Here is an 11683-nt window from a genome sequence, read left to right as displayed (position 1 = left end):
GCGCCAGTCGGCCCGCCTTCCCATGCCGCCTCCCACGCTCGAACCGTCCGAACCAACCGCGCCTCACGCCCGCTCCTCTCGCCGCGCGCTGTTTGCCTGGGTGGCGGCCGTGGCGATCACCATCGCGCTGATCGGTGCCGCGGGCCAGTGGGCGGCGAACCGCGAGACGGCCTTTCAGACCGACTCGATCCGCCGCGCGATGGAAGTCCATGTGCTGGGCCTGCGCGACACCGCCGGCAAGTACGGCTACCTGCCGCTCACCGCGGGGATGCATCCCGACGTGCTCGCCGCGCTCGCGCATCCGCAGGATGCCGCCGCGCGCCAGCGCGCCAACCGCTACATCGAGGAAGTGAACCGCGACGCGGGCTCCGACGTGCTGTACCTGATCGACCCGCAGGGCCTCACGCTCGCGGCGAGCAACTGGGCCACGCCGCAAACTTTCATCGGCGAGTCCTATGCCAATCGGCCCTACTTCATCGATGCGCTCGCGGGGCGCCAGGGCCTCTTCTACGGCGTCGGCCAGACCACCGGCGAACCCGGGCTTTTTGTGTCCGCGCCCGTGCGCTCGGAGAACGGCGCCGTGCTGGGCGTGATGGCGGCCAAGGTCATCCTGCGCCAAGCGGCATGGGCGTTCCTGCGCGACCCGATCCTGCTGACCGATGCCCACGGCATCGTGTTCCTGAGCTCGGTGCCCGCGTGGATGTACCGGTCCACGCGAGCGCTGGGCGACGCGGACCTGGCGGAGGTGCAGCGGCACCAGCAATACGGCGCCCGCAACCGCTTTCCGGCGCTCCCCTGGACCGTGGAGCGCAGCGATGGGCAACCCGCCTACCTCGTGCGCACCGACATCGACGGCCGCTCGCGCCACTTTCTCGCGGTGGACGAGGCGCTGCCCGATCTCGGCTGGACCCTGACGGTGATGGCCGACCACGCGGAGGTGACCGACGCCCGTGAGCGCACCTGGATGCTCGGGCTGCTGGGTGCCGGCGTGCTGCTGCTGGGCGGGCTGTACTGGCAGCTGCGCGAGCGCCGCTTCGCCGAGCAGCGCGATGCGCGGCGCGACCTGGAGCAGCGGGTGCGCGAGCGCACCCGCGCGCTGGACGAAGCGCACGCCTTCCGCAAGGCGATGGAGGACTCGTTGCTGGTCGGCATGCGCGCGCGCAACCTGGAGGGCCGGATCATCTACGTCAACCCGGCCTTCTGCGAGATGGTCGGCTACGGCGCCGACGAGCTGCTCGGGCGGCTGCCGCCCTACCCCTACTGGCACCCCGACGACGTGGCGCAGCACTGGCGCCACAACGACACCATGCTGAGCGGGCAGACCGACCTCTCGGGCTTCGAATCGCGCCTGCGCCACCGGGACGGCCACGACGTCATCACCCGGGTCTACACCGCGCGGCTGATCGATGCCGGCGGCCAGCACAGCGGCTGGATGAGTTCGGTGGTGGACATCACCGCGCAGAAGCGCGCCGAGCTGCGCCAGCGCGAGAACGACGAGCAGCTGCAGCATGCCCAGCGCCTGGCGAGCCTGGGCGAGATGGCTTCCACCCTCGCCCATGAACTGAACCAACCGCTGATGGCGCTGAGCAATTTCGCGAGCGCCGCCAAGGCCTTCGCGCAACAGGGCAACCAGGCACTGCTGGCCGACAGCCTCGACGAGACCGTGGCGCAGGCCCAGCGCAGCGCCGAGATCGTGCGCCGCATCCGCGGCTTCGTGCGCCAGCGCACCTTCGGCGCCGAAGACTGCGCGGTGAGCGCGCTGGTGGCCAATGCGCTCGCGCTGCTGCAAGGCGAAATGCGGCTGCGCCAGGTGCGCGCCGAGGTCCGCATTCCGCCCACACTGCCCGCCGTGCGCGGCGACCGCGTGCTGCTGGAGCAGGTGCTGCTGAACCTGCTGTCCAACAGCCTGCAGGCCATGCAGGCCACGCCGCCCGAACGGCGGACGGTGGAGGTCGACGCCGAGGTGGTCGAAGGCCGCGTGCACATCCGCGTGGCCGACCGCGGCCCCGGCATCGATGCGGCACTCGCGGAGCAGGTGTTCGCGCCCTTCTTCACGACCAAGGTGGGCGGGCTGGGCCTTGGCCTGAACATCTGCCGCACGATCGTGGAGGCCCATCGCGGGCGGCTGTCTTTTGCGGACCGGGCCGGCGGCGGCACGGTCTTCACCCTGGAGCTGGAGGTTTCGACGTGAATGCCACCCTTGCCAACAATCTGTGCGTGGTCGACGACGACGAGGCCGTGCGCCGGTCGCTGGGCCTGCTGTTGTTGTCGCGCGGCTACGCGGTGCAGACCTTTGCCTCGGGCGAGGCGTTCCTGGCCAGCGCCGACGTCCAGCGCGCGGGCTGCGTCGTGCTGGACCTGCGCATGGAAGGCATGAGCGGGCTGCAGGTGTTCGATGCGCTGCGCGCGCAGGACAGTCCGCTGGTGGTGCTGTTCCTCTCCGGCCATGGCGACATTCCGATGGCGGTCGAGGCGGTGCAGAACGGCGCATTCGGCTGGCTCGAGAAGCCCTGCAACGACGAACGCCTGCTGGAAAGCATCGCCAAGGCGCTGCAGCAGGCGCAGGACATTGCCGTGCGCCGGCAGGCCCGGCAGGCCGCGCAGTTGCTGTGGGCCAAGCTCACGCCGCGCGAGATGCAGGTGGCCCGGCTGGTCGCCGAGGGCAAGCCCAACAAGAAGATCGCGCTCGAACTCGCGCCCCTCGAGCTGCGCACGGTGGAGACGCACCGCGCCCATGTGTTCGCCAAGCTGGGCCTGTCGAACAGCCACGAACTCGACCGTTTCCTGCGGGAGCACGCGCTCTAGGTATTTACCCTTGCGTACACGTACGTAGCAGCGCGGCGGGCGGCTACGGACGACGGCGCGGCGTCAGCGGAAGAGACTCCCGGGCACAAGCTTCAGGCGGTCCCACGGGCCGCGCCCAGAGACAAGGACCCCAATGACCGCCATCGCCAGCGCCGGTGCCTCCAGCCCGGACGCATCCCTCCCCGACACCTCCTCCACGCCCTACACCTTCGAGGAAAAGCGCAAGCGCATCTTCGCGATCTTCGCGGCCTCGTCCGGCAATCTGGTGGAGTGGTTCGACTTCTATGTCTACGCGTTCTGCGCCATTTACTTCGCGCCCGCGTTCTTCCCCAAGTCGGACCCGACGGCGCAGCTGCTGAACACGGCCGGCGTGTTCGCCGCCGGCTTCCTGATGCGCCCGATCGGCGGCTGGATCTTCGGCCGGCTGGCCGACCGCAAGGGCCGCAAGACCTCGATGGTGGTCTCGGTGACGATGATGTGCGTGGGCTCGCTGGTCATCGCCTGCCTGCCCACCTACGCCAGCATCGGCGCGGCGGCACCGGTGCTGCTGCTGGCCGCACGGCTGCTGCAGGGCCTGTCGGTCGGCGGCGAATACGGCACCACCGCCACCTACATGAGCGAAGTGGCGATGCGCGGACAGCGCGGCTTCTTCTCGTCCTTCCAGTACGTGACGCTGATCGGCGGCCAGCTGCTGGCGGTGGTGGTCGTGGTGGTGCTGCAGCAGTTCCTGGACGACGCAGAGCTCAAGAGCTGGGGCTGGCGCATTCCCTTCGTGCTGGGCGCGGTGGCCGCCGTGGTGGCGCTCATGCTGCGCCGCTCGCTCACCGAAACCGCCAGCACGCAGACCCGCGCCGCCAAGGGCGCCGGCACCATGGGCGAACTGTTCAAGCACCACAAGCGCGCCTTCTTCATGGTGCTGGGCTACACGGCCGGCGGCTCGCTGATCTTCTACACCTTCACCACCTACATGCAGAAGTACCTGGTGAACTCGGCCGGCATGTCGATCAAGACGGCCAGCAACGTGATGACGGCGTGCCTCTTCATCTACATGTGCATGCAGCCGGTGTTCGGTGCGCTGTCGGACCGCATCGGCCGGCGCAGCAACATGCTGCTGTTCGGCGTGCTCGGCGCGTTGATCACGGTGCCGGTGCTGACCAGCCTGCAGAGCGTGACCAGTCCGCTGCTCGCCGGCGTGCTGATCGTCGTGGCGCTGGCCGTCGTGAGCTTCTACACCTCGATCAGCGGCATCGTGAAGGCCGAGATGTTCCCGCCCGAAGTGCGCGCGCTGGGCGTGGGCCTGTCGTACGCGGTGGGCAACGCCATCTTCGGCGGCAGCGCGGAATACGTGGCACTGGGCCTGAAATCGATCGGCCACGAGTCGTACTTCTATTGGTACGTGACGGCGATGATGGTGGTGGTTTTCGCGGTCAGCCTGATGCTGCCGCGCCGGGCGACCTACCTGCATCACGACAAGTAGGAACAAGAAGAAAGGAAGCGGCGTCCGCCAGCCGGCAGACGCCGCTTCTTCGCTTCAATCGCGCGTGAGGAACGCGAGCATCGCGTCGCCGAACTCGGCCGGCCGCTCCATGTGCGGCATGTGCCCGACACCCTCGAACACGACGACCTTCGCGTTGGGCATGGTGCCGGCGATGCGCCTCGCGTTGTCCGCGTTGAAGCCCATGCCCGCGCCGAGCTCGGGCGTCGTGTAGGGCTTGCCGGGCGCGTTGTGGTCGTTCGCGCCCATGATGAACAGCGTGGGCGTGCGCACCAACGGGTACTCGTGCACCACCGGCTGGTCGTGGATCATCTGGTAGGTCTGCACGAACGAGCGCACCCAGCGCGGGTATTCGCCGCTGAGTTTCAAGCGCTCGCGCAGCACCACGAAGGGCTCGACGGCTTCGGCGGGGAGCGACAGCGAATACGTGTCGCGCAGGAAGCTGCGATAGGCCGCTGCCGACAGCGCGTATTCCCGGTCGTAGAGAAACTGGTCGGTCACAGCTGGCACGGTCTGGCGGTAATCCTCCAGGCCCACGGGCGCCTCTAGCACCAGCTTGCGCACGCGCTTCGGGTAGGTCCGCGTGAAGCGCACCGCGAGCATGCCGCCCAGCGAATGGCCGACGACATCGACCTCGCCGATGTTCAGGGCGTCGAGCAGCGCGGCGGTGTTGCGCGCGTACATGTCGAAGGTGAAGTGCACGTCGGGCTTGCTGCTGCGGCCGAAGCCGATCTGGTCGGTGGCGATCACGCGGTACCCGGCGGCTGCCAGCTTTCGCATCACGCCTTCCCAGTAGCTCGCCGGGAAGTTGCGGCCGTGCAGCAGCAATGCGGTGCGGCCGTTGGCCGGGCCCGTGGGGGCGAGGTCCATGTAGGCCTGGCGCACGGTTTCGCCTTCGAGCGCGAACTCGTGAAAGCGCACCGGAAAAGGATAGGGCCATCCCTCCATCGCAATGCCCAGCGGCTCCAGGGCCGGCTGCGCCGTCGCCATGGCGGGTGCGCCGATCAGAGCACCCAGCAGCATCGGCACCGCGAGATGCCGCCACGCCATGCGGCTTCGAAGGCGGGTCGTGGCGGGCCCGTGGGAGACCTCGGTATCTGCTTTGTTCGACATATCCGGAAAACCTGTTCGATGTAGAAGCCATGCGGCGCATGCGCAAGGAGTCGAACTGTGGACCCGTTCCGGTTGCTGCGCGAGACACTGCGCGGAAAGCTGTCTTGCGGCAGGGGGAAAAACGCGACAGACGCCTCCGCATGCAGGCGCGCCAGCTAGAACAGATTGCCCTGCCCCGCCGCTCCCGGCGGCCGGAACGCAGTGAGGTCCAGCGAAATGCGCTCGCGGTTGAAGCCCAGCCGCTTCGTCGCTTTCTGGAAGCGCTGGTGGATCAGGTCGGCCCAGAGCCCGCTGCCCTTCATGCGGGTGGCGAAATCGGCGTCGTAGTCCTTGCCGCCGCGCATCTCGTGGATGCGCGCCATGATGCGGTCCGCGCGCTGTGGGTAGTGCAGCGCGAGCCACTCCTTGAAGAGCGGTGCCACCTCCCATGGCAGCCGCACCACCGTGTAGAACGCGCTGCGCGCGCCGGCCTCCCAGGCGGCTTCGAGCACATGCTCCATGTCTTCGGTGACGAACGGAATCTGCGGCGCCACGCTCACGCCCACCGGCACGCCCGCCTCGGCCAGGGTGCGGATGGTGCGCAGCCGCCGGTGCGGCGCGGCGGCGCGCGGCTCGAGCTTGCGGGCGAGTTCGCCGTCGAGCGTGGTCACGGTCACGTACACCGCCACGAGGTGCTCGGCCGCCATCGGTGCGATCAGGTCGAGGTCGCGCTCGATGGCGCTCGACTTGGTGACCAGCGCGAACGGATGCCGCACTTCCTTGAGCAACTCGATGACCGAGCGCGTGAGCCGCAGCTCGCGCTCGATGGGCTGGTAGCAGTCGGTGGCGGTGCCGATCGCGATCTGGCTCGGCCGGTAGCTCTTGCGCCCGAGCTCGGCGCGCAGCACCTCGACGATGTTGCGCTTGGCGATCAGCTTGGTCTCGAAGTCGAGGCCGGGCGAGAGGTTCAGATAGCTGTGCGTGGGCCGGGCGAAGCAGTAGATGCAGCCGTGCTCGCAGCCGCGGTACGGGTTGAGCGACCGGTCGAAGTAGATGTCGGGCGATTCGTTTCCGGTGAGCACCGACTTCACGTCCTCGAAGCGCACCTCGGTCGCCAGGGGCATGAGTTCGTCGGCCTCGGCCACGCCTTCTTCGAGCGTGCCCCAGCCGTCGTCGAAGGCGTTGCGCTCGTCTTTGGAGAAACGGTGCGCCAGCCGCGTGGCCGCACCTCGGCCTTTGATGATGTGGATGGGAACGGGGGATGCGGGTGGCATGGCAAATCCTCAAGACGGAATTTACTGTTTATTCATACAGTATTCCACCATTCACACGGGCATGTCGATTTTTCTATTTCTCTCTTGACAGAAATAGAAGAAATCCTAGACTCGACCTCATGGAACTCACAGAAATTCAACGCAAGTTCGTCGTCCATTGGGGCGAAATGGGCTCCATGTGGGGCGTCAACCGCACCGTCTCGCAGATCCACGCCCTGCTCTTCGCCCACGGCAAGCCGATGCACGCCGAAGAGCTCTCCGACACGCTGGGCGTGGCCCGCTCCAACATCAGCAACAGCCTGAAGGAACTGCAGGCCTGGAACCTCGTGCGCGTCACCCACATCCTGGGCGACCGGCGCGACTATTTCGAGACCAGCGTCGATGTGTGGGAGCTGTTCCGCACCGTGGTGCGCGAGCGCAAGGAGCGCGAGTTCGACCCCACCATCCGCGTGCTGCGGGAGCTCGTGTCCAGCCCCGATTTCCAGAAGGAGCCGGCCGATGCGCAGGACCGCATCCGCTCCACCATGGACCTCATGAACAAGCTCGCCACCTGGGCCGACGAGATGCTGCGGCTTTCGCCCGGCACGCTCGACAAGGTGCTGACGCTCGGGGCCAGCGTGCAGAAGTTCGTGCGCGGCGATGCGGCGCCTGCCGGCAAAGGTGACGATCCCGACGCGCACCACGCCAGCCTGCCGATGATCTAAACCCTTTTTTTGTCTATTCATTTCTGTTTTGACAGAAATATCGGGAACCAAGAACACTATGCCCCGCATCGCCGCCACGACCTATCCGCTGACCGTCTACTACGACGCCACCTGCCCGCTCTGCGTGGCCGAGATGAGCGCGATGCGCGCACGCGATGCCGGCGGCCGGCTGAACCTCATCGACTGCTCGCCCCCCGGTTTCTCCGCCGGCCCGGCGCCACGCGAGGCACTGATGACGGCGATGCACGCCGTCGATGCGAATGGCCGCGTGCTGTCCGGCGTCGCGGCGATCCGCGCCTGCCGCGCCGCCGTGGGCCTGCCCGCTGGCGGCGCACTGCTCGACCTGCCGGTCGTCGGCGCGCTCGCCGATCGCGCCTATGCCGTGCTCGCCCGCAATCGCTACAGGCTGCCGCGCTGGCTGGTCGCGCGCCTCGCAGGCCGCGGCGCCATCGCGCCGGCCACCTGCGCCAACGACCACTGCCGCCTCTGAACCGATCACGCTGTCACGCCCTCAGGGAAATACAAGAACCAACGTCAGAAAGAGCCTCGATGCCCAACGTCTTCCAGCCCGACTTCCGCATGCCGTCCGCCACGCCTCACGCACCTGCGCACGCCACGAGCGCGCCCATCACGGCCGAGGACACGCAGGACTACTTCACCGAAGTGGCGGTCGACTACAGCGCCTGGAGCCCGAGCTACAACATGCATTTCGGCTTCTGGCGCGCGGGGCTCAACCCGTTGCGCCGCGAGGGCATGCTGGTGGAGATGAACCGCACCGTCGGCCGCGCGTTGCGGCTCGATGAATCGCAACCCGCCGAGGGTCAACGGCGCTGCGTCATCGACATGGGCTGCGGCGCCGGCGCCACCGCGCGCACGCTGGTCGGCGACGATGCATCGCTCTACGCGGTCACCGTCACCAACGTGCCCGTGCAGAACCGCATCTCCGCACGGCTCGATGCAGCAGCCGGCGTGGCCGACCGCGTGGCCCACATCGAGGCCGACTACACCCGCACGGGCCTGCCCACCGCACAGGCCGATGGCGCCTGGGCACTGGAAAGCGCCTGCTACGCCGAAGGCACCGCCAAGGCCGACTTCGTGCGCGAGGCCGCGCGCCTGCTCAAGCCCGGCGCGCGGCTCGTGGTGGTCGATGGTTTCCTGCTGCGCAGGAACCCCGGCCGCATCGCCGATTGGCTGCACCGCCTCTGGGCCGACAGCTGGGCCGTGCCCACGCTCGCCACGCGCGACGACTTCACCGCGGCGCTGCGCGACAACGGCTTCGAGGACATCGAGTTCAAGTCGCTGCGCTGGCGCATTGCGCCGAGCGCACTGCACATCCCCGTGCTGGCCACGCGCTTCACGCTGACCGAACTCTGGAAGGCGCGCGGCAGGCTGAGCCCGTGGCGCCGCAAACACGTCGTGGCAAGTTACTGCGCGCTGGCGCTCGGCATGTTCTGGCGCGACTTCGACTACTGCATGGTGACCGCCAAACGCACCGGCTGATAAAACACAAAGAGGAGAAGACGTTTCCATGAGCACCGAACCCGAAGAAAGCAGGCTCTCCGAGCTCGCCCCTGTCAACGCCGATTCGAACGACGCCGAAGAGAAGCCCCGCCGCCGCATGCCCTTCGCCTGGTTCTGGCCGCTGCTGGTCGGCGCGGCGGCAGCGCTCGTGCTGCGCATCGCCTTCAGCGGCGGGCCGGGCCATCCGTTCTCGGCGATGCTCGGCGCCTTCGTCTACCTGGCGCCCGCGGTGTGCGGCGCGGTCACCGTGTACATGGCCGAGCGCATCGAGCGGCGCAGCTGGGGCTACTACATCTGGGCGCCGTGGGTGTCGACCGCGCTCTTCGTCATCGGCACGCTGCTCGTGTTCATCGAAGGGATGATCTGCGCCGTCGTCATCGTGCCGCTCTTCGCGGTCATGGGCAGCGTCGGCGGCCTCGCGATGGGGCTCGTGTGCCGCGTCACCGACTGGCCCAAGCCCGCGCTCTACAGCTTCGCGATGCTGCCGCTGGTGCTAGGCGCCATCGAGCCTCACCTGCCCAACCCCGACCAGTTCTCGACCACCTCGCGCACGCTCTTCATCGCCGCGCCAGCCGAGCGCGTGTGGCACGAGCTGAACAATGCGCGCGACATCCAGCCCGCCGAAGTCGACGACGCCTGGGCCTATCGCATCGGCGTGCCGCTGCCTCTCGCCGGCGTGACAGAAGAGACGCCCGAGGGCCGCGTGCGCAAAGTGCTGTGGCAGAAGAACGTGCACTTCGAGGAGGTCATCACCGAGTGGCAGCCCGGCCGCCTGCTGAAGTGGCGCTACCGCTTCGCGCCCGACTCCTTTCCCGCCGGCGCACTCGATGACCACGTGATGATCGGCGGCCAGTACTTCGACCTGCGCGACTCGGCCTTCACGCTGACCCCGCGCGACGGCGGCACCGAGCTGCGCGTCGATGTGGCGTGGCGCGTGAGCACGCGCTTCAACTGGTATGCGGACCGGGTCGCGGGGTTCCTGCTGGGCGATGGCGCCGAGCACATCCTGCGCTTCTACAAGGCGCGCAGCGAAGGCACCGTGGCGGTGGCGGCACGATGACGGCGAAGCAGTCACCCGTCTTCCAGCAGGCGCTCGGCGCGGAATGGGCGAAGCTGGGCGACGTGATCCGCCGCCACTACACGATGGCGCCGTTCTCCGACGATTACGTCTGCGTTCGCGGCACCATGCGCGAGGTGCATCACGCGCCATGGGCCGCGCTGCTGATGCCCTTCGGCCACCTGTTCGGCGCGCTCGTGCCCTACACCGGCACCGACGTGCCGATCGAGGTTCACTACCGCTGCCACCCCGATGATTCCAATCTGTACTGGGACCGTGTCTTCCATTTCGCAGGTCGCAAGCCCTTCCACTTTCGCTCGCACATGGAACACACCGCATCGCACGGTGCCGAGGTGATCGAGTACGTGCGATTCGGCATCGGCATGCGCCTGGCGGTGAGCGCGGAAGACGGCGCGCTGGTGTTCCGCGACAGGGGCTACATCTGGCGCATCGCGGGCCTGCGGATCCCGCTGCCGCTCGGCCTCTTCATGGGCACGGCCTACGTCGAGGAACGCCCCGACCCATCGAGCCCCGATCACTTCACGATGAAGATGCTGCTGCGCCACCGCTGGTTCGGCGACGTGTTCCGCTACAGCGGGCGCTTTCACCTGCCTCGCAGTTGAAGCCCCGTGAGGCCACAATGCACACACCATGCCGCGCCGCCCCGAAAACCTCTACCCCCAGTACCACGCCCACGTCTACTTCGCCCCCGCCACGGTGGCGCAGGCGCGCGAACTCTGCGAGCGTGCAGGCCATGAGCTGATGGTCGTCGTGGGCCGCGTGCACGAGCGGCTCGTGGGCCCGCATCCGCACTGGAGCTGCCAGCTCGCCTTCGATGCCGCCGAGTTCGACCAGGTGATCGAATGGCTCGATGCCAACCGCAACGGCCTGGACATCTTCGTGCACGGCGTGACGGGCGACGACCTCGCCGACCACACGACGCACGCGATGTGGCTCGGCGAAGAAAGCGCGCTCGACCTGCGGATGTTCCGGCGCTAGAAAAACAGGCTCAAAACTCCGCGTCCAGCTCGTCGATCTCCTCGGGCTCCTGCTTCGCCGCAGCCACCCACTCCTTCATCGCCGGCAGCTCCATCACGCGCTTGCAGTAGGCCGCGCACGCACTGTCGAGCGCCACGTCATAGCTCAGGAAGCGCGTGACCACCGGCGCATACATCGCATCGGCGATGCCCGGCTGCTTGCCGAACAGGAACGGCCCGCCGTAGGCCTTGAGGCATTCGCGCCAGATCGCCACGATGCGGTCGATGTCCGCCTGCGCGCGCGACCACACCTTGAAGTTCTTGAAGTGGGCCTTGATGTTCATCGGCAGCGCGCCGCGCATCGATGCAAAGCCCGAATGCATCTCGCCGCAGATCGCACGGCAGTGCGCGCGGGCGGCAGCGTCGGCCGGCAACAACCCGGCCTTGGGCTTGATCTCGTTGAGGTATTCGCCGATGGCCAATGTGTCCCATACCTTCACGCCACCGTGCTGCAGCGAGGGCACCAGCATCGACGACGAGAGCAGCAGCATCTCGGCCTTCATGGCCGGATCGTCGGGCGGAATGATCTTCTCGCTGAAGTCCAGCCCCGCCAGCCTGCACATCAGCCAGCCGCGCAGCGACCATGCGCCGTAGTTCTTGCTGCTGATCGTGAGAACGGGTTTGGCCATCGGGAAGCTCCTTGACGTTGCATGGTTCGCGTGCAAGCCCCATGCCACCCGGCTGGCCCGCAACTTGCC

12 protein-coding genes are annotated in these 11683 nt (G+C 67.8%); 9 read left to right on the top strand and 3 right to left on the bottom strand.

Annotation, left to right across the window (positions count from 1 at the left end; genetic code table 11):
- Positions 1 to 22: 22 nt before the first annotated feature.
- The 3 genes from GNX71_RS09765 to GNX71_RS09755 all read left to right on the top strand — a co-directional run bounded on the left by GNX71_RS09765 (position 23) and on the right by GNX71_RS09755 (position 4282).
- Complete coding sequence (locus GNX71_RS09765) at positions 23 to 2191, top strand: ATP-binding protein (protein WP_206178132.1); 2169 nt, start codon at positions 23 to 25, stop codon at positions 2189 to 2191.
- On the top strand, positions 2188 to 2805 hold the full coding sequence (locus GNX71_RS09760; RefSeq protein WP_206178131.1) for a response regulator: 618 nt from the start codon (positions 2188 to 2190) through the stop codon (positions 2803 to 2805). The genes GNX71_RS09765 and GNX71_RS09760 overlap by 4 nt, the downstream gene beginning before the upstream one ends.
- 133 nt (positions 2806 to 2938) lie before the next feature.
- Complete coding sequence (locus GNX71_RS09755) at positions 2939 to 4282, top strand: MFS family transporter (protein ID WP_206178130.1); 1344 nt, start codon at positions 2939 to 2941, stop codon at positions 4280 to 4282.
- Between the two features lie 54 nt (positions 4283 to 4336).
- Here the strand turns inward: GNX71_RS09755 and GNX71_RS09750 are convergent, their stop codons facing one another.
- Together GNX71_RS09750 and GNX71_RS09745 are read right to left on the bottom strand one after the other, a co-directional pair.
- Entirely contained in the window at positions 4337 to 5413 is a 1077-nt protein-coding gene (locus GNX71_RS09750; protein ID WP_206178129.1) for an alpha/beta hydrolase, read from the bottom strand.
- A 155-nt stretch (positions 5414 to 5568) separates the two neighbouring features.
- A complete protein-coding gene (locus tag GNX71_RS09745; protein ID WP_206178128.1) occupies positions 5569 to 6666 on the bottom strand; it encodes a PA0069 family radical SAM protein in 1098 nt (365 codons plus the stop codon).
- A 119-nt stretch (positions 6667 to 6785) separates the two neighbouring features.
- Here GNX71_RS09745 and GNX71_RS09740 point away from each other — a divergent pair, with 119 nt between their 5' ends.
- Genes GNX71_RS09740 through GNX71_RS09715 form a run of 6 tightly spaced genes read left to right on the top strand, consistent with a single transcriptional unit; the run spans position 6786 to position 10947 of the window.
- The gene (locus tag GNX71_RS09740; protein ID WP_206178127.1) at positions 6786 to 7370 is read left to right on the top strand and encodes a MarR family transcriptional regulator; all 585 of its coding nucleotides are present in this window, start codon (positions 6786 to 6788) and stop codon (positions 7368 to 7370) included.
- Between the two features lie 58 nt (positions 7371 to 7428).
- On the top strand, positions 7429 to 7860 hold the full coding sequence (locus GNX71_RS09735) for a DUF393 domain-containing protein (protein WP_206178126.1): 432 nt from the start codon (positions 7429 to 7431) through the stop codon (positions 7858 to 7860).
- Positions 7861 to 7919: 59 nt separating this feature from the next.
- Positions 7920 to 8870 (top strand): methyltransferase domain-containing protein, encoded by a 951-nt coding sequence (locus tag GNX71_RS09730; RefSeq protein WP_206178125.1) that lies wholly within the window; start codon positions 7920 to 7922, stop codon positions 8868 to 8870.
- A gap of 28 nt (positions 8871 to 8898) precedes the next feature.
- On the top strand, positions 8899 to 9951 hold the full coding sequence (locus GNX71_RS09725) for an SRPBCC domain-containing protein (RefSeq protein ID WP_206178124.1): 1053 nt from the start codon (positions 8899 to 8901) through the stop codon (positions 9949 to 9951).
- A complete protein-coding gene (locus GNX71_RS09720; RefSeq protein ID WP_206178123.1) occupies positions 9948 to 10571 on the top strand; it encodes a DUF4166 domain-containing protein in 624 nt (207 codons plus the stop codon). Before GNX71_RS09725 ends, GNX71_RS09720 begins: the two co-directional genes overlap by 4 nt.
- Positions 10572 to 10599: 28 nt before the next feature.
- The gene (locus tag GNX71_RS09715; RefSeq protein ID WP_206178122.1) at positions 10600 to 10947 is read left to right on the top strand and encodes a DOPA 4,5-dioxygenase family protein; all 348 of its coding nucleotides are present in this window, start codon (positions 10600 to 10602) and stop codon (positions 10945 to 10947) included.
- A 10-nt stretch (positions 10948 to 10957) separates the two neighbouring features.
- Here GNX71_RS09715 and GNX71_RS09710 read toward each other — a convergent pair whose 3' ends face one another.
- Positions 10958 to 11614, bottom strand: coding sequence for a glutathione S-transferase family protein (locus tag GNX71_RS09710; RefSeq protein WP_206178121.1), 657 nt, complete (start codon positions 11612 to 11614; stop codon positions 10958 to 10960).
- Between the last annotated feature and the right edge of the window lie 69 nt (positions 11615 to 11683).

The sequence above is a fragment of the Variovorax sp. RKNM96 genome (assembly GCF_017161115.1).
GTDB lineage: Bacteria > Pseudomonadota > Gammaproteobacteria > Burkholderiales > Burkholderiaceae_C > Variovorax.
Note: the sequence above shows the minus strand (reverse complement) of the source record. Positions and strands in the feature narration are given on the sequence as shown.

Bases quoted from the DNA above. Each gene is read 5' to 3' on its own strand.
- GNX71_RS09765 (WP_206178132.1), top strand. From the start codon at position 23: ATGCCGCCTCCCACGCTCGAACCGTCCGAACCAACCGCGCCTCACGCC.
- GNX71_RS09755 (WP_206178130.1), top strand. From the start codon at position 2,939: ATGACCGCCATCGCCAGCGCCGGTGCCTCCAGCCCGGACGCATCCCTC.
- GNX71_RS09750 (WP_206178129.1), bottom strand. From the start codon at position 5,413: ATGTCGAACAAAGCAGATACCGAGGTCTCCCACGGGCCCGCCACGACC.
- GNX71_RS09745 (WP_206178128.1), bottom strand. From the start codon at position 6,666: ATGCCACCCGCATCCCCCGTTCCCATCCACATCATCAAAGGCCGAGGT.
- GNX71_RS09740 (WP_206178127.1), top strand. From the start codon at position 6,786: ATGGAACTCACAGAAATTCAACGCAAGTTCGTCGTCCATTGGGGCGAA.
- GNX71_RS09735 (WP_206178126.1), top strand. From the start codon at position 7,429: ATGCCCCGCATCGCCGCCACGACCTATCCGCTGACCGTCTACTACGAC.
- GNX71_RS09730 (WP_206178125.1), top strand. From the start codon at position 7,920: ATGCCCAACGTCTTCCAGCCCGACTTCCGCATGCCGTCCGCCACGCCT.
- GNX71_RS09725 (WP_206178124.1), top strand. From the start codon at position 8,899: ATGAGCACCGAACCCGAAGAAAGCAGGCTCTCCGAGCTCGCCCCTGTC.
- GNX71_RS09720 (WP_206178123.1), top strand. From the start codon at position 9,948: ATGACGGCGAAGCAGTCACCCGTCTTCCAGCAGGCGCTCGGCGCGGAA.
- GNX71_RS09715 (WP_206178122.1), top strand. From the start codon at position 10,600: ATGCCGCGCCGCCCCGAAAACCTCTACCCCCAGTACCACGCCCACGTC.
- GNX71_RS09710 (WP_206178121.1), bottom strand. From the start codon at position 11,614: ATGGCCAAACCCGTTCTCACGATCAGCAGCAAGAACTACGGCGCATGG.